This window comes from Rhodococcus sp. IEGM 1409, from assembly GCF_030056735.1.
Classification (GTDB): Bacteria; Actinomycetota; Actinomycetes; order Mycobacteriales; family Mycobacteriaceae; genus Rhodococcus_F.
The window spans coordinates 794,770-817,871 of the sequence record NZ_JASHKN010000002.1 but is presented as its reverse complement, the minus strand read 5'-3'; the positions used below and the strand labels follow the sequence as shown (position 1 = coordinate 817,871).

The 23,102-nt window shown below is 63.6% G+C and carries 20 protein-coding genes; 9 read left to right on the top strand and 11 right to left on the bottom strand.

Annotated elements, in window-relative coordinates; translation table 11 throughout:
* Positions 1-84: 84 nt before the first annotated feature.
* The 3 genes from QM716_RS09835 to QM716_RS09825 form a co-directional block, all read right to left on the bottom strand.
* A complete protein-coding gene (locus QM716_RS09835) occupies positions 85-1,227 on the bottom strand; it encodes an acyl-CoA dehydrogenase family protein (protein WP_019748214.1) in 1,143 nt (380 codons plus the stop codon).
* Between the two features lie 185 nt (positions 1,228-1,412).
* Complete coding sequence (locus QM716_RS09830; RefSeq protein WP_283303999.1) at positions 1,413-2,693, bottom strand: uracil-xanthine permease family protein; 1,281 nt, start codon at positions 2,691-2,693, stop codon at positions 1,413-1,415.
* A gap of 75 nt (positions 2,694-2,768) precedes the next feature.
* Positions 2,769-4,442: a putative PEP-binding protein gene (locus QM716_RS09825; protein ID WP_283303954.1), complete on the bottom strand. Its 1,674-nt coding sequence runs from the start codon at positions 4,440-4,442 to the stop codon at positions 2,769-2,771.
* Positions 4,443-4,632: 190 nt separating this feature from the next.
* On the opposite strand from QM716_RS09825, the gene QM716_RS09820 reads away from it, so the two are divergent.
* The 4 genes from QM716_RS09820 to QM716_RS09805 all read left to right on the top strand — a co-directional run bounded on the left by QM716_RS09820 (position 4,633) and on the right by QM716_RS09805 (position 8,832).
* A complete protein-coding gene (locus QM716_RS09820) occupies positions 4,633-5,400 on the top strand; it encodes a DeoR/GlpR family DNA-binding transcription regulator (protein WP_283303998.1) in 768 nt (255 codons plus the stop codon).
* Positions 5,397-6,392 (top strand): 1-phosphofructokinase family hexose kinase, encoded by a 996-nt coding sequence (locus QM716_RS09815; RefSeq protein ID WP_283303953.1) that lies wholly within the window; start codon positions 5,397-5,399, stop codon positions 6,390-6,392. Before QM716_RS09820 ends, QM716_RS09815 begins: the two co-directional genes overlap by 4 nt.
* An 18-nt stretch (positions 6,393-6,410) precedes the next feature.
* Positions 6,411-8,480: a PTS fructose transporter subunit IIABC gene (locus QM716_RS09810; protein WP_283303952.1), complete on the top strand. Its 2,070-nt coding sequence runs from the start codon at positions 6,411-6,413 to the stop codon at positions 8,478-8,480.
* A gap of 94 nt (positions 8,481-8,574) precedes the next feature.
* Positions 8,575-8,832, top strand: coding sequence for an HPr family phosphocarrier protein (locus QM716_RS09805; protein ID WP_003942144.1), 258 nt, complete (start codon positions 8,575-8,577; stop codon positions 8,830-8,832).
* Positions 8,833-8,871: 39 nt separating this feature from the next.
* On the opposite strand, the gene QM716_RS09800 is transcribed toward QM716_RS09805, so the two are convergent.
* The 6 genes from QM716_RS09800 to QM716_RS09775 all read right to left on the bottom strand — a co-directional run bounded on the left by QM716_RS09800 (position 8,872) and on the right by QM716_RS09775 (position 15,641).
* A complete protein-coding gene (locus QM716_RS09800) occupies positions 8,872-10,197 on the bottom strand; it encodes an alpha/beta hydrolase-fold protein (protein ID WP_283303951.1) in 1,326 nt (441 codons plus the stop codon).
* 46 nt (positions 10,198-10,243) lie between these two features.
* A complete protein-coding gene (locus QM716_RS09795) occupies positions 10,244-11,251 on the bottom strand; it encodes a hypothetical protein (protein WP_283303950.1) in 1,008 nt (335 codons plus the stop codon).
* Entirely contained in the window at positions 11,244-12,719 is a 1,476-nt protein-coding gene (gene hflX, locus QM716_RS09790) for a GTPase HflX (protein WP_283303949.1), read from the bottom strand. Before hflX ends, QM716_RS09795 begins: the two co-directional genes overlap by 8 nt.
* Before the next feature lie 75 nt (positions 12,720-12,794).
* Positions 12,795-13,664, bottom strand: a complete 870-nt coding sequence (dapF, locus tag QM716_RS09785) for a diaminopimelate epimerase (RefSeq protein WP_283303948.1) — start codon at positions 13,662-13,664, stop codon at positions 12,795-12,797.
* 307 nt (positions 13,665-13,971) lie between these two features.
* The gene (miaA, locus tag QM716_RS09780) at positions 13,972-14,907 is read right to left on the bottom strand and encodes a tRNA (adenosine(37)-N6)-dimethylallyltransferase MiaA (protein ID WP_283303947.1); all 936 of its coding nucleotides are present in this window, start codon (positions 14,905-14,907) and stop codon (positions 13,972-13,974) included.
* A complete protein-coding gene (locus QM716_RS09775; RefSeq protein ID WP_283303997.1) occupies positions 14,895-15,641 on the bottom strand; it encodes a class III extradiol dioxygenase subunit B-like domain-containing protein in 747 nt (248 codons plus the stop codon). Before QM716_RS09775 ends, miaA begins: the two co-directional genes overlap by 13 nt.
* Positions 15,642-15,780: 139 nt before the next feature.
* On the opposite strand from QM716_RS09775, the gene QM716_RS09770 reads away from it, so the two are divergent.
* Positions 15,781-17,166: a DUF349 domain-containing protein gene (locus tag QM716_RS09770; RefSeq protein WP_283303946.1), complete on the top strand. Its 1,386-nt coding sequence runs from the start codon at positions 15,781-15,783 to the stop codon at positions 17,164-17,166.
* Positions 17,167-17,260: 94 nt separating this feature from the next.
* Here QM716_RS09770 and QM716_RS09765 read toward each other — a convergent pair whose 3' ends face one another.
* Positions 17,261-17,851: an Rv2732c family membrane protein gene (locus QM716_RS09765; RefSeq protein ID WP_283303945.1), complete on the bottom strand. Its 591-nt coding sequence runs from the start codon at positions 17,849-17,851 to the stop codon at positions 17,261-17,263.
* Complete coding sequence (gene miaB, locus QM716_RS09760) at positions 17,848-19,347, bottom strand: tRNA (N6-isopentenyl adenosine(37)-C2)-methylthiotransferase MiaB (RefSeq protein ID WP_283303944.1); 1,500 nt, start codon at positions 19,345-19,347, stop codon at positions 17,848-17,850. Before miaB ends, QM716_RS09765 begins: the two co-directional genes overlap by 4 nt.
* Positions 19,348-19,644: 297 nt before the next feature.
* Between miaB and gluA the strand changes: the two genes are divergently transcribed.
* From gluA to QM716_RS09740, 4 genes are all read left to right on the top strand, one after another.
* Positions 19,645-20,373: a glutamate ABC transporter ATP-binding protein GluA gene (gene gluA, locus QM716_RS09755; RefSeq protein ID WP_283303996.1), complete on the top strand. Its 729-nt coding sequence runs from the start codon at positions 19,645-19,647 to the stop codon at positions 20,371-20,373.
* A gap of 125 nt (positions 20,374-20,498) precedes the next feature.
* Positions 20,499-21,335 (top strand): glutamate ABC transporter substrate-binding protein, encoded by an 837-nt coding sequence (locus QM716_RS09750; protein WP_020907523.1) that lies wholly within the window; start codon positions 20,499-20,501, stop codon positions 21,333-21,335.
* A gap of 99 nt (positions 21,336-21,434) precedes the next feature.
* Positions 21,435-22,115, top strand: coding sequence for an amino acid ABC transporter permease (locus tag QM716_RS09745; protein WP_230817143.1), 681 nt, complete (start codon positions 21,435-21,437; stop codon positions 22,113-22,115).
* Positions 22,112-23,008 (top strand): amino acid ABC transporter permease, encoded by an 897-nt coding sequence (locus tag QM716_RS09740; protein WP_283303943.1) that lies wholly within the window; start codon positions 22,112-22,114, stop codon positions 23,006-23,008. Before QM716_RS09745 ends, QM716_RS09740 begins: the two co-directional genes overlap by 4 nt.
* Positions 23,009-23,102: the final 94 nt, after the last annotated feature.

Below are 23,102 nucleotides of genomic sequence, written 5' to 3'. Positions count from 1 at the left end.
AGACTGTGGGCCCCGGCATCAGCCGGGGCCCACAGTCTTGTCGACGATCAGCGCTTCATAGAGATCAGCGGTGCATCACCCGAATCAGAGATTCAGCGAACGCCCGATGATCTCCTTCATGATCTCGGTCGTGCCACCGTAAATGGTCTGCACACGAGAGTCCATGTACGCCTTGGCAACCGGGTATTCCTTCATGTAGCCGTAGCCTCCGTGCAGCTGGAGGCAGCGGTCGATCAGCTTGACCTGAGCTTCGGTGGTCCACCACTTCGCCATCGCAGCTTCCTGCACGGTCAGCTTCTCGGCGTTGAGCTGCTCGATGAACTTGTCCACCAGGATGCGCACTGCGGTGGTCTCCGTTGCCAATTCGGCCAGGACGAATCGGGTGTTCTGGAAGCTGCCGATCGACTTGCCGAATGCCTTGCGGTCGCGGCAGTACTGGATCGTGCTCTCGAGAACCGACTCCATTGCGGCAGCGGCAACGACGGCGATCGAGAGTCGTTCCTGGGGAAGGTTCTTCATCAAGTAGAAGAAGCCCATTCCCTCTTCGCCGAGCAGGTTGGCGGCGGGAACGCGTACGTCGGTGAAGCTGAGTTCGGCAGTGTCCTGAGCCTTCATGCCGATCTTGTCGAGGTTGCGACCACGCTCGAAGCCCGGCATGTCACGCTCGACGACGAGCAGGCTGAAGCCCTGCGCTCCCTTGTCCGGGTCGGTACAAGCGACGACGATGATGATGTCGGCGTTGATGCCGTTGGTGATGAAAGTCTTCGAGCCGTTGAGAACCCAGTGGTCCCCGTCGCGAACCGCTTTGGTCTTGATGCCCTGCAGGTCGCTACCGGTACCCGGTTCGGTCATCGCGATCGCGGAAATCAGCTCGCCCGATGCGAATCCGGGCAGCCAACGCTGCTTCTGCTCTTCATTGCTCAGCTCGAGAAGGTAGGGCGCCACCACGTCGTTGTGGAGTGTGAAGCCGATACCACTGAAGCCGCCCTTGGTGGTTTCCTCGGTGATGATCGCGTTGTAGCGGAAGTCCTTGACCCCGCCGCCGCCGAATTCCTCGGGTACCGCGGTTCCCAGGAAGCCCTGCTTTCCGGCCTCGACCCAGACGTCACGATCGACGATGTTCTGTTCTTCCCACTTCTCGTGGTTCGGTGCCACGTGCTGTGCCAAGAACTTCTGGTACGACTCCCGGAAGAGTTCATGTTCCGGTTCGAACAGGGTGCGCTCCACGCCGACTCCTTGCAATTCGATAAACGGCACTTCAGTGTTGTACCCGCTGGGATGTACCCGCTCGGGATGTTTTCGCTGAGACTGGGCACGCCGAAGTTCGCGGGCCCACGTCACTGCCTCCGACGGTAGAACCTGTTGCGATACCCGTCGATGACCCGAACGATCACGATTCGTGACTGTAGCGGTTATCTGTTACTCGAAGTACGGAATTTGGCGAGATACCGCATGATCGGGTAGGCGACAAGGATGCCGATCGACCCCCAGGCGATGCCGCCCAGCTCGACCGAACCAATGGTCAACGTCAAGTTCCCGATACCGGCGACCAGCGCAGCCGCGGCGACCGTCAGGTTGACCGGATCGGTGAAGTCGACCTTCGCTTCCATCCAGATGCGCACACCGAGAATGCCGATGAGGCCGTAGAGAACCATCGTCGCGCCGCCGATGACCCCGTTCGGAACCGTGAAGACCAGCGCACCGAATTTGGGCGAAAATGCCAGGATCACAGCGGTGGCGGCGGCTACCCAGTACGCAGCGGTCGAGTACACGCGCGTCGCTGCCATGACGCCGATGTTCTCGGCATACGTGGTGGTTCCGGAACCACCACCGGCGCCTGCCAAGGTAGTGGCGAGGCCGTCGGCAAACAGTGCATTGCCGGCCAGGTCGTCGAGCGACTTACCCGTCATGGCGGACACCGCCTTGACGTGCCCGACGTTTTCGGCGACCAGAACGATCACCACGGGCAGCGCGAGCACGATCACCGACCAGTCGAACGACGGTCCGTGCAGACTAGGCAGCCCGAACCAGTCCGCTTCACGCAGAGCCGACACTCGTTCGCTGTCCAGACCGCCGACGACCGCGGCGAAGACCCAGCCGATCACTACGCCGACCAGAATGCCCAACCGGCCGAGCAGACCGGGCCCCACGACCGTGACGAGCAGGATCGCAAAGAGCGTCACCGTCGCGATCAACGGCTGCGACTCGAAGGAGCCGGCCGCAGTCGGAGCGAGGTTGAGACCGATCAGCGCGACAACCGCACCCGTCACCACCGGCGGCATGACCGCGTCGATGACCCGACCGCCGATCAGACGTACGGCGACGCCGATCAACATCAACACGATGCCGACAGCCATGACGGCGCCGAGCTGTGCGGCCGGGCCCGATCCTGCCGACGCTGTCAGAGGGGCGATGAACGCGAAGGACGAACCGAGGTAGCTGGGGATCCGGCCCCGGGTGATGAGCAGGAACAGCGCGGTGCCGATACCCGAGAACAACAGCGTCGTGGTGACGGGGAAGCCGGTGATGGTCGGAACGAGTAGTGTCGCTCCGAACATCGCGATGACGTGCTGCATCCCGATCCCGATGGTGCGCGGCCAACTCAGTCGTTCATCCGGCGCCACGACGGCGCCGTCGGCGATCCGCTTGCCGTCTCCGTGGACACTCCAGCCGATTCCGCCGGCCCCGGTCATTGTTTCTCGTTCGATCACAGGTCGAAATACTAGAGGTCAGGCACTCGCTCGCCGACCGAGACCGACGAAACCGCTTCAGCTGACAGCGTCAGCCGCCGCTTTGCGCGCTGCCACCGGATCCCCGGTTGCCAGCACCGCCGCCGCAGCCGCCTCGCATTGTGCCATGGTGACGGACCCGACCTTCGCTCCCACTCCGGCAACCGACGCCGCGGCACACGACAGTGAGGAAACGCCGAGACCGGCAAGCACGCATGCCAACAGTGGATCGGCGGCCGCCTCACCGCAGACCCCGACGCGCTTGCCTGCCGCCTGACCGGCCTGGGCCGTGCGCGCCACCAGGGCGAGCACGGCGGGCTGCCACGGGTCGGTCAGGTCGGCGAGTTCAGAGGACATCCGATCAGCGGCCATCGTGTACTGAGCAAGGTCGTTCGTACCGATGGAGAGGAACTCGACGTGTTCGAGGATCTGGTCGGCCAGCAGCGCTGCCGCCGGGATCTCCACCATCACACCGGGAACAAGATCGCGTGCCCGCACCGCGTCGGCGAAGCGTTTTGCTTCGGCCGGGGTGGCGATCATCGGTGCCATGACCCACGGCGACGAGTTCGTCGACGCCGCGGCTGCGGCGATCGCGTCGAGCTGGCGGTCGAGAATCCCCATGTCCTGCCAGGCGATTCGGACCCCACGAACGCCGAGTGCCGGATTCGCTTCCTCTTGATGATTGGCGAATTTGAGCGGCTTGTCCGAACCCGCGTCCAACGTGCGAATAATGACCTTCTTGCCCGCGAAGGCCTCGAGGACCTCGGCGTAGATCGCCGCCTGCTCGTCAACGGTCGGTTCAGTCTCACGGCCGAGGAAGCAGAGTTCGGTCCGGAAGAGCCCGATGCCTCCCGCTGCGGTCAACGCCGCGGCCCGAGCACCTGCGCCGTCTTGGACATTGGCGAGGACGTCTACCGGCCTGCCGTCCAACGTCCGGCCGGGTCCGGTCCACGTGCTGACGCGTTCGCGATCGATTCGGGATTGCTCGACCAATTCGCGCGCGTGCCCGGGATCCGGCTCCGCGATCACGCCGCCGGTGGTTCCGTCGATCAGGATCGGTGTTCCTGCCGAGATGGCTTCCAATTCCTTCGCGGCCACGATGCACGGGATGCCCAACTGCCTCGCGATGATTGCCGTGTGGCTGGTCGGGCCGCCGTAGATGGTCACGAGCCCGATGATCCTGGTTGCATCGAGGCCCGCGGTATCGGCGGGAGCAAGATCGTCCGCGCACAGCACCGACGGCGTCTCGGGCATCGGAACTCCGGGTTCGGGCAATCCGGAGAGTTCTGCGATCACGCGGTCGCGGATGTCCTCGAGGTCGGTGACGCGCTCGGCCATCAAACCGCCGACCTTGGTGAACAACACCACGAACTGCTCCGTCGCCGCGATCGCCGCCTGCACCGGGGGCACTCCGCCCGCGATCGACTTCTTGGCCGCTCCGATCCAGCCACGATCGGCCGCCATCGCCGCGTTGGCCTGCAAAACCTCTGCGGCTGCGCCCGTGGCCTCAGCCGCCCGTCCGAGAAGGCGGTTCTCGACGGTCTTCGCCGCTGCGACGAAGGCGTCTGCGGCGGCCTCTCGATCGGCCTCGTCGAGGGCCGGCGCATCGGTGACGAGTTCTGGTCGGCTGGACGGCCAGATAGCCGGGCCGTAGGCAATTCCGGGCACGACGGGAGTGCCGTGCACGGTGATGCGATTGAGCTGTTCGGTCATCTGTCCTCCTTGAGCGATGGGCCCGGTGTCGCACCGGAGCACCTCGAGCGCGTAAAGCCCGCACCTTCGTTGTGACGAAGATTACTCCCAACTCTTGACATGTCAACACACTCGGGCGTAAAACAACATAAAGCAACATTCGTTGTGATCCACACCGCACGTCGGATCACATTTCGGAATCGGAGTGAACGTGTACGCGGAAGAACGCCAACAAGCGATCGGCACCATGGTGTCGCAGCGCGGACGCATGTCCGTGGCGGCTCTGTCGGAGACCTTCGGTGTGACCACCGAGACCGTGCGTCGCGATCTGGCCTTCCTCGAACGGATCGGACAGATCAGGCGTGTACACGGCGGCGCCGTTCCGACCGGATCCCTCCACGTGACCGAACCGGGCATGGCGGAACGCGATCAGACCCGCGCGCAACAGAAGGACCGGATCGCCCGCTGCGCAGTCACCTATCTCCCTCCTACCGGCGGCAGCGTGATCTTCGACGCGGGCACGACCACGGGCCGCATGATCCCCGAACTACCGACCGAGAACGACTTCACAGCCGTCACCAATTCCGTCCCGATCGGCGCACGACTGGCATCGATGAACTCGGTTTCCCTGATCCTGCTCGGCGGACGAGTACGCGGGGTGACGCAAGCCGCGGTCGGCGAGGACGCCCTACGCCTGCTGAGCACGTTGCGGGTCGACGTCGCCTTCATCGGAACCAACGCGATCAGCGTCGGGCACGGACTATCCACACCGGACAGCGAAGAGGCCGCGGTCAAACGAGCGATGGTCAAAGCCGCCAATCATGTTGTCGTGGTAGCCGATTCCACCAAAGTCGGCCGCGAGCACCTGATCAGCTTCGCCCCACTCGACAGCATCGACGTCCTCATCACCGACGAAGACATCAGTCCCACAGACACATCCGAGTTCCACGACCACGGAATCGAGGTGGTGATCGCATGATCGTCACACTGACAGCCAACCCGAGTATCGATCGGACCGTGCAACTCGAGCAACGGCTCGAACGAGGCTCGGTCCTACGCGCCCACTCCACTCGCAGCGACCCAGGCGGCAAGGGAGTCAACGTCGCGCGTGTTCTCGCCGCAGCCGACCTCGACGTCCTCGCGGTCCTACCAGGGAACGGCGGTGACCCCTTACTCTCGGCGCTCGCCGCCGGTGGGATTCCCCATATCGGCGTCGCAACAACGGGTCTGGCTCGCACCAACATCACCATCGCGGAACCAGACGGGACCACGACGAAGATCAACGAGCCCGGCCCGACACTGTCCGGTTCGACGCTCGACGCCTTGGCACAGGAGTTGATCGCTCGCGCCGATACCGCGCTGTGGTTCGCGCTGTCCGGATCACTGCCCCCCGGCGTTCCGCTCGGTTGGTACGGCGAACTTGTCGCGGCGCTGCGCGATCACCCGTGCAAGGTAGCGGTCGACACCTCGGACGCCCCGCTGACGGCACTCGCCGACGGGTTCCCCGGCTCGGCACCTGACCTGCTCAAACCCAACGGCGAGGAACTCGCGCAACTGACCGGCGTCGACGGCCACGTCCTCGAACGTGCTGCAGAGAACGGTGATCCCGGGCCTGCAATCACGGCGGCACAGCGATTGGTCGATCGCGGCGTCGGCAGTGTGCTCGCCACGCTCGGCGCAGCCGGTGCGGTCCTCGTCACGGCCGACGGCGCGTGGATCGCCACCGCTCCCCCGATTGTCGCAGTCAGTACCGTCGGCGCAGGCGATTCGTCGCTGGCCGGCTACATCCTCGCCGAAGCGGGAGGCGACTCGGAATCCGAGCGGCTACGTCACGCGGTCGCCTACGGAAGCGCCGCTGCCTCCCTTCCCGGCACAACCCTTCCCACGCCCGAACAGATCGATCTCGCAGCGGTTTCGGTATCTGCAGCAGATGCTGCCTCTCCCATCCCCGTCCCCACCGAACTCGCCTGACGCCCTAAGGAACCTGACATGTCCGATACCACCGCAGCCGGCAGTTCCGGCCCGGAGATCATCAGCCCCGAACTGATCTCACTCGACACCGACCTGGGCTCGACCAAGGAAGATGTCATTCGTTCTCTCGCAGCGCGATTGACTGCTGCGGGTCGGGCGAGCGACGCCGCGGGACTGGTCGACGCCGCACTCGCTCGCGAAGCGCAGTCCGCGACCGGACTGCCCGGCGGAATCGCAATTCCTCACTGCCGCGCCGAGGCCGTCTCGTCCGCGTCCCTGGGGTTTGCTCGACTCGATCCGAAGGTCGATTTCGGTGCACCCGACGGCCCCGCCGATCTGGTCTTCCTGATCGCGGCACCTGAAGGCGCCGGGGCCGAGCACATGAAACTGCTCTCCTCCTTGGCCCGAGCACTCGTCAGGCCCGCGTTCGTCACGTCACTTCGTGAAGCGTCGACGCCGGACGAGATCGTGCGCTTGGTTGACGAGGTCCTCAATCCCGCACCGAAGGAGCCCGCACCGAAGGCCGCGGCAGTGACGCCCCCGGCACCTGTTTCCACGGGGAAACACGCCACCGACGAGACCCCGGCACCTGCGCCCGCGGTGCGTCACGTCGTCGCGGTCACCGCCTGCCCGACCGGAATCGCTCACACCTACATGGCGGCGGACTCACTGGTCGCCGCGGGTGAACGCGCCGGCGTCAAGGTTCACGTCGAAACGCAGGGCTCCAGCGGAAGCACCCCGCTGGACCCGTCGGTCATCGCCGGAGCCGCGGCAGTCATTTTCGCCACCGACGTCGGGGTGAAGGGCCGCGAACGATTCGCCGGCAAACCCGTCGTCGCTTCCGGTGTGAAACGGGCGATCAACGAGCCGGACAAGATGCTCGCAGAAGCATTGCGCGCCTCCGAGAATCCCGCCGCCGCCACCGTGGACGGCACCGCCGCAGCGGCCGCGGATTCCGATGCCGGTTCCGTAGGGTTCGGCACCCACCTCCGTCAGGTCCTCCTGACCGGTGTCAGCTACATGATCCCGTTCGTCGCGGCCGGCGGTCTGCTGATCGCACTCGGCTTCCTGCTCGGCGGATACGAGATCTCCGGTCCTGCCAAGGACATCGTTCTCAACAACTCGATCACCAACCTTCCCGACGGTGGTCTGGCCACCTATCTCGGCGCAGTGCTGTTCCAGATCGGTTCGTTGGCATTCAGCTTCCTGGTACCCGCCTTGGCCGGCTACATCGCCTTTGCCATCGCCGACCGGCCTGGCATCGCTCCCGGCTTCACGGCCGGCGCGGTCGCCGTGTTCGTCGGTGCCGGTTTCATCGGCGGCCTGGTCGGTGGTCTCATCGCCGGTGTCGTCGCGCTCTACATCGGCCGGATCGCCGTCCCGCAGTGGCTGCGAGGCCTGATGCCAGTGGTGATCATCCCGCTGTTCGCGACGCTGGTCGTCGGAGCGCTGATGTTCATCGTCCTCGGTCGTCCGCTCGCCGCGATCACCTCCGGTCTCACCGACTGGCTCAACGGACTGTCCGGCAGCTCGGCCATCTTCCTCGGCATCATTCTCGGCCTGATGATGTGCTTCGACCTCGGCGGACCGGTCAACAAGGCGGCTTACGCCTTCGCCGTAGCCGGACTCAATGTCAACGACCCCGCCACCTTGCGCATCATGGCGGCAGTCATGGCCGCCGGTATGGTTCCGCCGCTCGCCATGGCACTTGCCTCGACGGTGTTGCGTCCCAAGCTCTTCAGCGAAGCCGAACGTGAGAACGGTAAGGCTGCCTGGTTGCTCGGTTCGGCATTCATCTCCGAGGGCGCGATTCCGTTCGCCGCTGCCGACCCGCTTCGCGTGATCCCCTCGATGATGGCGGGCGGCGCCGTCACCGGCGCACTGATCATGGCTTTCGACGTCACTCTCAGCGCTCCACACGGCGGGATCTTCGTCTTCTTCGCAGTCGGCGGCATCGGCTGGTTCCTCATCTCGCTCGCCGCGGGAACCGTGGTAGCTGCGCTCGCTGTCGTCGGAGCCAAGGAGTTCTTCCGCAAGGGGCCCTCCGATGCCGAACTCGACCCCGAAATCGTGCCCGCTGCGGCATGATCGACGGCAGGCAACACTGAAGTCACCAGATCCACCTGAACACCCCGAAACGTCCGCAACGTCCGCAACGACAGCTCTACAACGAGGAGATCCCATGCCCAGCAAGACAGTTGCCGTCGGTTCCGCAGTCGGCCTGCACGCCCGTCCCGCCGCCCTCATCGCCGAAGCAGTCGGAGCCTCCGGCGCCACGGTCACCCTCGCAGTCGCCGACGGCGAACCCGTGGATGCAGGTTCGGCACTGATGATCATGACGCTCGGAGCCGCCAAGGACACCGAAGTCACGATCGAATCCGACGACGCCGACGCGCTCGCCAAGGTCGCCGAACTGGTAGCCGCAGATCTCGACGCTTGACCCGATATCAGCCGGTGCTGTGTAGTGGGCCGGACACTCTCACGGAGTCAACGCGAGTGTCCGGCCCAGCCAGTCCATTTCGAGTTCCAGAGCAGTGCCCCACACATCGCCCGAGTGCCCACCGGGAAGGGTGTAGTAGTCCACGTTCATGTCGGCGGCGCGCGCAGCCTCGAACATGATCTCCTGCTGGGGACGGTAGATGTCGTCGTCTTCACCCGCGACAAATACACCCGACAACTGCGGATACCGATTCTGCGCCATCAGGTCTCTGGCATTGACCGCGTCGAACGCGTCTTCGTCACCGTCGAACATCGCCGCCACGGTGTCCTCGTGGTCACCGGTCGACGGTTCGTCCTGACCGGAGAAGTCCAGGAACGACGGGTACCGATCCGGGAAGTTCACGGCCATCTCGATCGCGCAGGTTCCGCCGTAGGAAAACCCGCCGATTGCCCATTGAGCTGCGTCCGGATTCACTTGAAGGTTCGATTCGATCCAGTTCGGGACGTCCTGGTCTAGATACGTCGCGACGTTACCGAGCGCAGAATCCATGCAGCCGGGGTTGGCGTCGTAGTCCCCCAACGCGTCGGGGACCACCACCACGGGAGCAAGCCCGGAATGCCTCGACGCATAGGCGTCGACGGTGGTCGCGAGCCGGCCACTGTCCAGCCAGTCGCCTGGACTGCCGGGCTCACCCGCCACCAACACCAGGACGGGCAACTCGGCACGCGGATCGGCAAGATAAGCCGGAGGGAGATACAGCGTCGCAGGCCTCGCGTCGAATCCCGAAATGTTTCCCGGAATCGCCGCTTCCGTCACGACGCCGTTGCTCGGCATCCGCACCGGAACCTGCCAATGAGTTTCGGTGGGCAGTCCCTGTTGTACCCAAGGTTCGGCCCCGGGGAGCGAATCGAAGGCAACATGCTCGACCGAGCCGACCGGCCAGTGCCCGACTAATGAACCAAGTGTGGGATAGGTGCCGGTCTGGGCGTTGACCTGACCCACCGCGACGATCGCGGCCATCCCGGCGAATGCCGTCACCGAAAGGCCACGCGCAAGCCCTGGGCGCCGAAGGAGAACGAGCGCGGCGCCGACGGCTCCGAACATCGCCAGCGCTATCCACACAAAACTCGACGCCGGTAACTGCGCGGGCAACGGCCGAAAGCTGAGCCACACGAACATCGCACCGATGGCGGACCCGACCACTGACAGACCCAGCGCGACTAGCGCGGCCCTACGCGACAACCACCGAAGCAGAAACAGCGTGCCCACGCCGACGAGGACGGAACCCACGAGCAGCGCTGCGGTGATGTGTCCGTGCTCGAGTGACATACGCGAGAGCCGCGTCAGGAGTTGATGCCCGTGCATTCGTTCCAGTATCCACATCTGCCGGCAGTCTGCGAATTCATGGGAATCAGCGGCGTCGTCGAGATCTCACGAACGCCACGGCGCCGAGCGCACATCCTGCCGCGACCAATCCGGCCCACACGAATGTCCATGGATCGACCCCGACGCCGACCGAACCTGCAGACGAGTCAGCCGTCGCTTCCGTCGCTTCCACGAGCGCGCGCATCACGTACACCGGCGGCAATGCTCCACCGGCAGATTCCGATCCGACCAGAACATCGCCCGCGTCGTTGAATGCCACCGCCTCTCCCTGAGGCTCCGTCGGGAGCGGGATCCGCAGCGGTTCCGTACCGGTGAGCGTCGTGCCGATTCCGCCGTCCACGACCTGGTACAGGTACAGATCGGAGTAGCTCCGAAGTGCGATCGCCGAACCGTCCGACGACACCGCTCCCCCGGTGAACATCACCGACACGGGCTTCTCCGGTCCGAGGGACACGGCTCCGACGCGCTCGAGCGGCGTCGGGCCGGGCTGCGCCAAGTCACTCAGCGTCTGATCCCCGACCGGTGTGTAAACACTGCTGGCGCCGAACAATTCCTTGGTCACGACAAAGACATGGCCGTCGGGGTCGAGCAGAATCGACTCGGTGTCGTGCGCACCGTCCGGGTACGTCAGGCGGTGCAACGTACCGTCACCGGAATCGAGGTCCATCATGATGAACGCCACTGTTTCGCGGGTTCGGAGGTTGTCGCCGGTGTCCGACAGAACGAGCGTCCGACCACTGACCGCAAGATCTTCGACGTCGTAGGGGTCGATCGGGACCGGAATCTGTTTCTGGACAACACAGTTCAGATCCATCTCGAACACGAAGTCATCACTGCCGCCGTCGCCCATCGCGTAGATCCGATCGTCGACGACGACCATCCCCGACAATTCCTGGAGCGCAGAATCAGTAGGTGTACAGAGTGGAGCGAACTCGCTCGGTTCGAACGACGACGCCTGTGCAAGCGCTCCGGGAAGCAGCACAGTCGCAGTGGTCACGGCAAGCGCCGAGACCACTGCGCCGAAACTACGCACTAGGTGCGTACTCCACCAAAGCCGAGGCCAACATCTGCGGCACGCGTGCATGCACCCGCGTTCCCGCCTCTTCGTGAGTCGATTCCAAAATCGTTCCGTCCGAGTGGATTCGAGCCATCAGATCACCGCGCGTATACGGCACCAGCACGTCGACCTCGACCTCCGGCCGAACCAGCACCTCGCTGAGATGTGCTCTCAGCTCGGCGATTCCCTCACCGGTCCGCGCCGAGACGAACACAGCGCCCGGCAGCAGACCACGCAGTTGCGTCAAGGTAACCGGATCTGCCGCGTCGATCTTGTTGACCACGATCAACTCCGGCGGAGCCTTCGCATCCGTCTCGCGCAGAACGTCGGTGACAACTTCCCGCACAGCCTTGATCTGCTCGGTCGGCAACGGATCCGAACCGTCGACGACGTGCAGCAGCAGATCCGCGTCGGTCACTTCCTCGAGAGTCGAGCGGAATGCCTCGACCAACTGAGTCGGAAGGTGCCGCACGAAACCGACCGTATCGGTGAGCACGTACTCGCGGCCGTCGTCGAGCGCAGCGCGTCGGGTTGTCGGGTCCAAGGTGGCGAACAACGCGTTCTCCACGAGCACACCAGATCCGGTGAGCGAGTTGAGCAGACTCGACTTGCCCGCATTCGTGTATCCGACGATGGCGATCGACGGGATGTCGCTTTGCAGTCGCCGTGTGCGCTTGGTGTCGCGAGCGGCCTTCATGCCCTTGATCTCGCGGCGCAGTTTTGCCATGCGCTCGCGGATACGGCGACGGTCCGTCTCGATCTTGGTTTCACCCGGACCACGTAGACCCACGCCACCGTTGCTTCCGGCGCGGCCACCGGCCTGGCGAGACATCGACTCGCCCCAACCACGCAGACGCGGGAGCATGTACTCCATCTGAGCAAACGCGACCTGCGCCTTACCTTCACGGGAGGTGGCGTGTTGGGCGAAGATGTCGAGAATCAAAGCCGTCCGGTCGATGACCTTGACCTTGACGATCTTCTCCAGCGCGGTGAGCTGAGCCGGTGTCAGTTCACCGTCGCAGACGACGGTGTCGGCACCGGTCGCCAACACGACTTCGCGCAGTTCCTGCGCCTTGCCGGAACCGATGTACGTGGCAGCGTCGGGTTTGTCGCGCCGCTGAACCAGGCCTTCGAGAACCTCGGAGCCGGCCGTCTCGGCAAGCGCGGCCAGCTCGGTCATGCTCGCCTGAGCCTGCTCGGCGGTTCCCTGCGTCCAGACGCCGACCAGGACAACTCTTTCGAGTCGAAGCTGGCGGTACTCGACTTCGGTGACGTCCTCGAGCTCGGTCGACAGACCGGCCACGCGGCGTAGGGCGCCGCGATCTGCGAGTTGCATCTCACCGGTCGACGGGTTGTCCGATGCGGACGCTGCCGTGTATTCGGCCTGCGCGTACTCGGACTGCTCGTGAGCGGTGGACTCTTCGTTTTCATGTGTGTTCGTCATACAAGATCCATGATCCCACGAAACCCGGGCACGATGCATCCGTATTTCCTGCAGGCGTATTTCACGCGGGCGATATCACACAAGCGATTGCCACCAGGCGTCGCTGATCGTTCCGCTCGCCACCAGAACCGAGGGCCCTCGCAAGGACCCTTGGCCGCTTTCGACGGTGACCTGCACTTCGCCGCCGAGGACGCGCACGAGTACTGACCCCTCCTCGCGGCCGTCGTACTTCAGCGCCGCAGCCGCAGCTGCGACCGTTCCGGTTCCGCAGGAACGAGTCTCACCGACACCGCGCTCGTGAACGCGCATGTGGACCCCACCGTCGTGGATCGGCGTCACGATCTCGATGTTGACCCCGTGTGGGAAGAACCCGGGGTCGAAGCCAGGAGAGGCACTCAAATCGAGTGCACTCAAAACCTCTGCCGTCACATGCTCGTCGACACACGCCAAATGCGGATTGCCGACGTCGATGCCGACGCCGGAGAAAACGCGGCCGTCGATTGTTGCCGAGCTGGTGCCGAGGTCCTTGATCGGGCCCATCGCCACGGTCACGTCGCCGCGGGTGGCGTCGTAGCTGTGCACCACGACCGGACGCGCTCCCGCGCGGCTGCCGACCACGAACTCGTCTTTGCTCTCCAGGCCGGAGGCCTTGAGATAGTGCGCAAACACTCGAACGCCGTTTCCGCACATCTCCGCGGTGGATCCGTCGCCGTTGCGATAATCCATGAACCAGTCTTCGGCAGCGACGCCGCCGGGAAGCGCGGTGAGCACGCCTGCGTCCGCAAGTGCGCCTGCCCGTGCAACACGGAGGATGCCGTCGGCGCCGAGACCACGCTGACGATCGCACAACGCTGAAACTCGCGCCGGTTCGAGATTGATCCGAACGTCGAGGTCAGGGAGAACAACGAAGTCGTTCTGCGTGCCGTGGCCCTTACTGAAATCCATGGTCGCCATCCTATCCGGACGTACCGACCGACCGACGCGGGTAACGCGGTGACCACAACGTTCTGTTCGTACGTGAATCCGGACGGCAGTGAGGGTCAGGCACCGCCTCGCCCCCGACGGGTCATGATGTCGGCACGCGCATCTCAGGTCAGATCGCCACTGTGTTCACAAATAGATCGGCACCCGCCGACAGCGAGAAGAGTGACAAGCAGAAGAAGCACTGGTAGCCGACCCGCGCCTCGACGTGTCGGCTACCAGCGTGTCCCGATCTTCTCGTTGATCGTCGCCCTTCACGTCGTCGACCGTGTTACAGACCGCAATCTGCGAGGGCCGCGAAGGCGGAGTTGGCCAGCTCCGGATCGGCACCGTCGAGCCACTGCACGCGGGTGTCACGACGGAACCACGAGCGTTGGCGGCGAACGTAGCGCCGCGTCCCGATGAACGTCCGTTCGAGCGCTTCGGCCAGATCGTATTCACCGTCGAAATATGCGAGCACCTGCGCATAGCCGATCGCTCGCGGCGCTGTGACGCCCTCACGCAATCCTTGCTCGACAAGTGCGGAAACCTCGTCGACAAGTCCGCCCGAGAACATCAGCTCCGTTCGCAAGCGAATCCGGGCGTCGAGTTCTTCGGTGTCACGATCCACGCCGAGAATGCGGGTTCCCCAACGAGGATCACCAATCTGCGGTGCCGAGGCCGCGAAGGGCTGACCTGTCAGTTCGACGACCTCGAGCGCCCGAACCATCCGCCGACCGTCCGTCGGCAGTATCGACGCCGCCGCTACCGGATCAGCAGCAACGAGCGCCGTGCGCACCGCATCGACCCCACCCTCGGCCAGCACCGCCTCCCACTTTGCACGAACGTCGGGATCCGTTGCCGGAAAAGACCATTCGTCGAGCAAAGACTGGACGTACATCATGGAGCCGCCGACGACGACCGGAACCTTGCCTGCCGCGATCAGGTTCTCGGCGATCGCGATCGCGTCGGTTTGATAACGCGCGACAGTGGCGGTCTCTGTCACGTCGAGAACGTCGAGCAGGTGATGCGGAATCCCACGGCGCTCGGCGAGCGTCAGTTTCGCCGTCCCGATATCCATGCCGCGATAGAGCTGCATCGCGTCGATGTTGATGATCTCGCCGCCGAATTCCTCGGCCAGCGCCAATGCGAGATCGGACTTTCCCGACGCCGTCGGACCGACAACTGCAATCGGGCGAAGTTTTTCAGGGACGTTCACGGCCGCCACGTCCCGACGTGGTAGCCGACGCCGAACGGCGCACCGCTGTAGTCGACCGTCGAACGAGGATGAGCTGACCGAGGCGAGTCCGTGAAGACACCGGCCAGGACCTGCCATGCCGCACGCCCCTGAACTCCGACACTTCGGCAAATCTGCGGATCGAGAGCAAGAAGTGCCTCCGGGTCACCGGCAGCCAGGGCATCGTCGATGATCGATTGCACTCCCGCAGCGCGCTCGTCGAAGCTTCCCGGCGCCTTCGCCGTCAATGTGGATGCACCGTCAGCCACGATCAGAAGTCCCTGCGATCGGTTGTCGCTGTCGAGTTGCTTGCGGAGTTGATGCCCGAATTCACGGCACTCACTCGCAGACGCCTCCGGGCTGACAACGTGCATGTCGACGGTGACCTCCACACCCGCGCGGGCACGCAGCCAGCCGGCAACGAGGGCGCAGAGTTCGAGTGAGGGCACCGGTTCGCCTGCCGCATCTGCATCCAGAGACGTCCGGACATCGGCGCCGAATCCGGCGAAAGTCCCGATCTGCCCACGTCCGACGCCAGATCGCCAGAGTTCGTCAGCTGCATTCTCTGAGTCGACGCCGACGCCTACCCAATGAACTGCCTCGCGGGACAGCCGGCGCACGGCGGCCGACACCGCAGCGCGCACCTGGGCGGACTCGGCCGAATCACCGGACAATTCCGGCACGAGCAACGGCGCCGAGGGGACGAGAACAGCGGAAGTCAACACAGTTGCCACGCTAGTCGACCCCGAGGTGGCAACCTCACACCCTCTTACCTGATTCAATAGTCGGAGAACGTGAGTACCGGGTTCAATGGAACCAGGAATGCGATCAGGCAGCCGTGACGCGCGGCAGAGACGAGGACCGATGACCGAGAACAGTGAACCCACCACCGGCGCCGACAGCAGTTCGGCCAGCCCGAGCCCGGCTGCTCCCAAACCCGGAGCACCCAAACCTGGTGGACCACGCCCCGGTGCGCCCCGCCCCGGAGCACCTCGCCCCGGTCCAGCGGCCTCGCATACCGTCACCGCTGCACCAACCAGCGACCCGAGCAAGTTCGGCCGCGTCGAGAACGACGGCACCGCCTGGGTAAAGACCGCTGACGGTGAACGTCAGATCGGTTCGTGGCAGGCCGGCGACGCCACCGAAGGCCTCGCCCATTTCGGTCGTCGCTACGACGACCTCGCGACCGAGGTCTCGCTGCTCGAGGCGCGACTGACGTCGGGCGCCGGAGACGCAAAGAAAACCAAGGCTGCCGCCATCGCTCTGTCCGAATCCCTCTCGACCGCCGCCGTGATCGGTGACCTCGATGCTTTGGCCCGCCGACTCGACGTGATCATCGCCGGATCCGACGAGGCCGCGGCGCACGCGAAGGAAGAGAAGGAACAGTCTCGCGCGGCGAGCACCGCCCGCAAGGAGGCCCTCGCAGTCGAGGCCGAACAGATCGGTTCGGAGTCGACCCAGTGGAAGACCGCGGGTGATCGACTGCGCGAGATTCTCGACGAGTGGAAGACGATTCGCGGAATCGACCGCAAGGTCGACGACGCACTGTGGAAGCGCTACTCCAAGGCTCGTGAATCCTTCAACCGACGACGTGGAGCCCACTTCGCGGAACTCGATCGCGATCGTGCGAGCGCCCGTTCGACAAAGGAAGAACTGGTCGAGCGCGCCGAGAAGCTGTCGACCTCCACTGAATGGGGACAGACCGCTGGAGAATTCCGCGATCTGCTCAGCGAGTGGAAAGCCGCCGGCCGTGCGCCGCGCGAGGCCGACGACAACCTGTGGAAGCGATTCAAGGGCGCTCAGGACGTGTTCTTCGCCGCCCGCAACGCTGCTGCATCCGAGCGCGACGCCGAATTCGAGCAGAACGCAGTCGCGAAGGAAGAGTTGCTCGCTGCGAACGCGAACATCGATCCGGCACACGGACTCGAGAACGCTCGCGCAGCGCTTCGCGATCTGCAGGAGAAGTGGGACGCGATCGGCAAGGTGCCGCGCGAACGAATGCAGGAACTCGAAGCGAAGCTCCGGGCCATCGAAACCAAGGTGCGCGACGCCGTCGACGCCGAGTGGCGTCGTACCGATCCGGAAGCACTTGCCCGCGTCGCGCAGTTCAAGGAGCGGGTGAGCCAGTTCGAGGAGCAGGCCGCCAAGGCTCAGGCTGCCGGAAAGACGAAGGACGCCGAGAAGGCTCTAGCTCAGGCAAAGCAGTGGCGCGAGTGGGCCGAAGCCGCCGAGAGCGCTGTCAACGAGTAGTCGACAACAAGCGAGTAATCGACAACAACGCCGGCTGACTCCGAAAGGGATCAGCCGGCGTTGTTGTGCGCTTTTGGGTAGGCGGTCCGCTGTGTCAGCCGACGTTCCATTCCTGATGCTTTTCGGCTTCAGCCGCAGCGATCCGGCGTTGTTCCTCGGCAGCGAGCTGAATGTTGGTTCGTGTCCAGACCACCTTGAGCCAGTGGAATGTCAAGAACACCACGGCAAACCATCCGATGATCAGCCCGATCGACGGTCCCGCCACGTTGAAACCGGCGGGAATGGTCTGACGCGACCAGACGGCCATCATTCCGAGGGCGCTCGCCACGGCACTGCCGGCGAGCGCAACCCAGGCCAGACTCCAGCGCCGTGTGACCAACGCGAGCATCGAGAATCCGATGCCGAAGACGACGACGAACCACACGAACAAGCGTGAGAACAGTGCAATCCGTTCGGTTTCCGCGTCCTGGTTGTACGCCAGCACATCCCAGCCGTTCGCAACTCCCGTGTGGGGCAGTGCAAGGGTGCCGACCAGCACGAGCACCGCAACCGCAACAACCATGGCGCGTGCACCCGGATCGATTTCTCCCGCGACCTTGCGTTCCGCGTCGTCGAGATCCTTGCGGTAGCCCTCGAAGGCGTCGTCGCCCGGTTGTGGTGTCTTGTTCTCGTGTTGCGAGGTCATGCGTTGCATCCCATCTGGACGGGTTGTGGGGCCGGGGCACCGATCTTCGGTAGTCCGAGACCTACGCCGATGGGCGGGGTCTTGGGTGTGATGCCCTTGTCGAACGAATCACCGGCGCGCGTCCGACGGTGCGTGAGTACCCCGTCATCGGCCACGAGGTGATGGGGGGCTCCATGGGTGACGACGACCGTCACCACGTCGCCGGGTCGGATTGCGCCGTCGAGGTTTCCCTCAGGTCGGAAATGAACCAGTCGGCCGTCGCGCGCACGACCGCTGAGGCGGTGAGTCGCTGCGTTCTTGCGGCCCTCCCCTGCGGCCACCAGCAGTTCCACCTCGGTGCCGACGAGTTTGCGATTCTCCTCGATGTTCACTTCTTCCTGAACCGCGAGCAATCGCATATAGCGTTCCTGGACAACCGCTTTGGGTAGTTGATCGGCCATCTCGGCCGCCGGCGTACCCGGGCGCTTGGAGTACTGGAAGGTGTAGGCATTGGAGAATCGCGCCTTGCGCACGACGTCCAGCGTCTCCTCGAAGTCCTCTTCCGTCTCCCCCGGGAACCCGACGATGATGTCCGTGGTGATAGCGGCGTGCGGCATTGCGGCGCGCACCTTCTCGATGATCCCGAGGTACTTCGACTTGCGGTACGAGCGCTTCATCGCCTTGAGAACCTTGTCCGAACCGGACTGCAGCGGCATGTGCAGCTGCGGGCAGACGTTGGGAGTGGTTGCCATCGCTTCGATGACGTCGTCGGTGAACTCCGCCGGGTGCGGAGACGTGAACCTCACCCGTTCGAGGCCGTCGATGTGTCCGCATGCCTTCAAGAGGGAGGCGAAAGCGCCGCGATCGCGCGGTTGCTCCGGATCGGCAAACGACACGCCAAAGGCGTTGACGTTCTGCCCGAGCAGAGTCACTTCGGAGACACCCTCGTCGACGAGCGCCTGAACCTCGGCCAGAATATCGCCGGGACGCCGATCCACTTCCTTGCCACGCAGGGCCGGAACGATGCAGAACGTGCACGTGTTGTTACAGCCTACCGAGATGGAAACCCAACCCGCATAGGCAGATTCACGCTTGGCCGGCAGGGTCGACGGAAACGCCTCGAGCGCATCGAGGATTTCGACTTCGGCGCGTTGGTTGTGGCGCGCGCGTTCGAGCAGCGCGGGAAGCGAGCCGATGTTGTGGGTGCCGAAGACGACATCGACGAACGGCGCCTTCTTGACGACGGTGTCACGATCCTTCTGAGCCAGGCACCCACCGACGGCGATCTGCATGTCAGGGTTCGCCTCCTTGTTCGGGGCGAGCTGGCTGAGGTTGCCGTACAACTTGTTGTCCGCGTTCTCACGAACCGCACACGTATTGAAGACGACAAGATCAGGATCGGTTCCGGTCTCAGCCTTCGAATACCCGGCGTCCTCGAGCAGACCGGACAGTCGCTCGGAATCGTGGACGTTCATCTGACAGCCGTACGTCCGCACCTCGTAGGTGCGAACAGGCATTGCAGTTGACTCCGAATCTGCCGTGGGCTCCGGAACTGCAGTCGGCTCTGGAAGTGCTGGGGACATTTCGTCGATCAGTGACACGCTTCAGCCTAGCTCACGTCCACTACGGCGTGTAATAACGCCCTGATAAACAGCCGAAACGCGACATAAACGTCGTCACAGTAAAATTTCCATTACATATGACAAGAACCGTGGCGAAATCACGGGCGTCGACGCAAACTACGCCTAAGGTTCTCGTTTATGACCCAAGCCGACGATGCGACGACGCCGACCACCTCCGGCGATTCCACATCCATGATTTCGATGACCTCGGTGAACAAACACTTCGGGGAACTTCACGTCCTGCAAGAGGTCAATCTCGAGGTACCCAAGGGCCAAGTCGTGATCGTCCTGGGTCCGTCGGGCTCCGGTAAGTCGACTCTGTGCCGCACCATCAATCGCCTCGAGCCCATCGACTCGGGCACCATCGCCGTCGACGGCAAGACGCTCCCCGAGGAGGGCAAAGCACTTGCCGCACTTCGTGCCGACGTCGGGATGGTCTTTCAGTCCTTCAACCTGTTCGCACACAAGACGATCCTCGAGAACGTCATGCTCGCACCGATGAAAGTCCGCAAGGCGAAGAAGGACGACGCCAAGAAGACGGCGCAGGCGTTGCTCGAACGCGTCGGTATCGCCAATCAGGCTGACAAGTATCCGGCACAGCTCTCCGGTGGCCAGCAGCAGCGTGTCGCGATCGCTCGCGCTCTTGCGATGCAGCCCAAGGTGATGCTTTTCGACGAGCCCACCTCCGCTCTCGACCCCGAGATGGTCAACGAGGTCCTCGACGTCATGACCTCCCTCGCCAAGGAAGGCATGACCATGCTCGTGGTCACGCACGAGATGGGCTTCGCGCGTAAGGCCGGCGATCGTGTGCTGTTCATGGCTGACGGTCAGGTCGTCGAAGACACCACGCCCGAAGAGTTCTTCACCCATCCCAAGTCGGATCGGGCCAAGGACTTCCTCGGCAAGATCCTCACTCACTGATCACAGTCCCCCTCCGACACAGTCCCCCTGCGACACAGTCCTGCTCTCGTCCACAAGACAACCCGCTCGACTGCACTTTTCATCTCGACTGCACCGTTTGCATGTCGACAACTGAGAGGATCTTCATGAAGATCAATCGTTCCGTCCGTTTCGGAATCGGAATCATGGCTATCGCGTTCGCTGCCACCGCCTGTGGTGGCGGCGAGGAGAACAAGTCGATCACCGAGAGCGCTTCCGACGGCACCCTCACCGTCGGCATCAAGTTCGATCAGCCCGGCCTCGGTCAGCGCAATCCGGACGGCACCTTCTCCGGTTTCGACGTCGAGGTAGCCCGGTACATCGCCAACGAACTCGGCGTGAAGCCCGAAGGCATCACTTTCAAGGAATCACCTTCTGCCCAGCGCGAGACGTTGATCCAGAACGGCGAGGTCGACTACATCGTCGCCACCTACTCGATCACCGACACGCGCAAGGAGAAGGTCAGCTTCGGCGGCCCGTACTTCATCGCCGGCCAATCGCTGCTCGTTCGCTCCGACAACACCGACATCACCGGCCCCGATTCGCTCACCGGCGGCAAGAAGCTCTGCTCGGTGTCCGGTTCGACTCCGGCACAGAACATCCAGGACAACTACGCCAAGGACGTCCAACTCCAGCCGCTCGACACCTACTCCGCTTGTGTCGAGGCGCTGCGTAACGGCGCTGTCGACGCTGTCACCACCGACGACATCATCCTCGCCGGCTACGCTGCCCAGTACCCGGGCGAGCTGAAGGTCGTCGGAGAACCGTTCACGACGGAAAAGTACGGCGTCGGCCTGGCCAAGGACGATTCCGAGGGTCGCGGCAAGATCAACGACGCCATCGAGAAGATGATCTCCACCGGCGCATGGGAAGAAGCCTTCAACAACACTGTTGGCGCTTCGGGCTACCCCATCCCGGCTCCGCCCACCGTTGACCGTTACTGACCTGCTTTTTTCACCGTCAATCTCGCTGCGGCTCCCCACCTCGGGAGCCGCAGCGCGTGACGCCACCAACGGAGATCCCGTGATCTGGGGAGACGGCAAGTGAACCTTCTGAGCAAGTACGGCGACCAGATTCTGGAAGCCTTCTGGACCACGATCCAGCTGACGTTCTTCTCCGCGATCGGCGCCGTCATCATCGGTGTCCTGATTGCGGCCATGCGCGTGTCACCGGTCCCGGTAGCCCGATTCCTGGGTACCGCGTACGTGACCGTGTTCCGCAACACCCCCCTGACACTGATTCTGCTGTTCTGCCTGTTCGGTCTTTCGCAGACACTCGGAGTCAACCTCGCCAAGTCGGACTCACCGACGTTCTTGACAGACAACAACTTCCGACTCGCCGTACTCGGCCTCAGTGTCTACACCGCCGCGTTCGTGTGTGAGTCACTTCGATCGGGAATCAATACCGTTTCGGTCGGCCAGGCCGAGGCGGGCCGATCACTCGGTCTGTCGTTTGCACAAAATCTTCGGCTGATCGTCCTGCCTCAGGCATTTCGCGCGGTTACAGCACCGCTGGGTAGCGTGCTGATCGCACTGACCAAGAACTCGACCATCGCCGCGGTGATCGGCGTTTCCGAAGCGTCAGCGCTGATGAAGAAGATGATCGAGAACGAAGCCGCGATCTTCGTCGTCGGTGGAATCTTCGCTGTCGGTTTCGTGATCCTGACACTTCCCATGGGCTTGATCTTCGGCAAGCTGAGCAAGCGATTCGAGGTTTCACGATGAGCAACCGCGCAACAGTTCTCTACGACGCGCCCGGTCCGAGAGCACGAAATCTCTACCGATTCGCGTCCCTTGTCGTCGCCGCGCTCATGGTGGCAATCGGGTACGTCATCTACCGCGCGCTCGACGAAAAGGGCCAGCTGACAGCAGCGAAGTGGGATCCGTTCCTCGAATCCACCTCGTGGACAACGTATCTGATACCCGGCATCCGAGGGACGTTGATCGCGGCTGCGATGTCCATCGTCTTCGCGCTCATCCTCGGTTCTGCCCTGGGTATCGGTCGGCTCTCCGAGCACAACATCATTCGGAAGATCTGCGGCGTCATCGTCGAATTGTTCCGCGCGGTGCCGGTGCTGATTCTGATGATCTTCTCGTATCAGGTGTTTGCCGAATACGAAGTCTTCAAGTCGAAGTACCTCGCACTCGCCGCAGTCGTGGTGGGCTTGACCCTGTACAACGGTTCCGTGATCGCCGAGATCGTCCGTGCCGGAATCAACTCACTCCCCCGTGGGCAAAGTGAGGCCGCCAAGGCACTTGGCATGCGCAAGACGCAGATCATGGTGACAATTCTGCTCCCCCAAGCTGTTACCGCCATGCTCCCCGCACTGATCTCGCAGATGGTCGTGGCGCTGAAGGACTCGGCCCTCGGTTACCTGATCGGGTATGTCGAGTTGGTGCGTCAGGCCCAACAGCTCGGCACCTTCTACGGAAACTTCTTGCCGGCGCTCATCGTGGTCGCAGCGATCATGATCGCTCTCAACTCCGCTTTGACCTTCTTGGCAACCAAGGTGGAGAAGCGCCTGCGTTCCGGAAAGCGAAAGGGCAAGGGCCCCATCGCGGCGCCGCCCGCCGACCCAGCCGTTTCGGTTCCGGGCATGGACTTGACCAAGCCCTGAGCTGATCGACCTGATGTTCTACTGACACCAGGAGCGGGGTGTGTCACCGAAATAAGGGTTACACACCCCTCCAGGTGATTTATATCTAAGAAAA

Bases quoted from the DNA above. Each gene is read 5' to 3' on its own strand.
- QM716_RS09770 (WP_283303946.1), top strand. From the start codon at position 15,781: ATGACCGAGAACAGTGAACCCACCACCGGCGCCGACAGCAGTTCGGCC.
- QM716_RS09825 (WP_283303954.1), bottom strand. From the start codon at position 4,442: ATGACCGAACAGCTCAATCGCATCACCGTGCACGGCACTCCCGTCGTG.
- QM716_RS09765 (WP_283303945.1), bottom strand. From the start codon at position 17,851: ATGACCTCGCAACACGAGAACAAGACACCACAACCGGGCGACGACGCC.
- QM716_RS09830 (WP_283303999.1), bottom strand. From the start codon at position 2,693: ATGACCGGGGCCGGCGGAATCGGCTGGAGTGTCCACGGAGACGGCAAG.
- QM716_RS09810 (WP_283303952.1), top strand. From the start codon at position 6,411: ATGTCCGATACCACCGCAGCCGGCAGTTCCGGCCCGGAGATCATCAGC.
- QM716_RS09800 (WP_283303951.1), bottom strand. From the start codon at position 10,197: ATGCACGGGCATCAACTCCTGACGCGGCTCTCGCGTATGTCACTCGAG.
- QM716_RS09805 (WP_003942144.1), top strand. From the start codon at position 8,575: ATGCCCAGCAAGACAGTTGCCGTCGGTTCCGCAGTCGGCCTGCACGCC.
- QM716_RS09740 (WP_283303943.1), top strand. From the start codon at position 22,112: ATGAGCAACCGCGCAACAGTTCTCTACGACGCGCCCGGTCCGAGAGCA.
- QM716_RS09815 (WP_283303953.1), top strand. From the start codon at position 5,397: ATGATCGTCACACTGACAGCCAACCCGAGTATCGATCGGACCGTGCAA.
- hflX (WP_283303949.1), bottom strand. From the start codon at position 12,719: ATGACGAACACACATGAAAACGAAGAGTCCACCGCTCACGAGCAGTCC.
- dapF (WP_283303948.1), bottom strand. From the start codon at position 13,664: ATGGATTTCAGTAAGGGCCACGGCACGCAGAACGACTTCGTTGTTCTC.
- miaB (WP_283303944.1), bottom strand. From the start codon at position 19,347: ATGCCTGTTCGCACCTACGAGGTGCGGACGTACGGCTGTCAGATGAAC.
- QM716_RS09750 (WP_020907523.1), top strand. From the start codon at position 20,499: ATGAAGATCAATCGTTCCGTCCGTTTCGGAATCGGAATCATGGCTATC.
- gluA (WP_283303996.1), top strand. From the start codon at position 19,645: ATGATTTCGATGACCTCGGTGAACAAACACTTCGGGGAACTTCACGTC.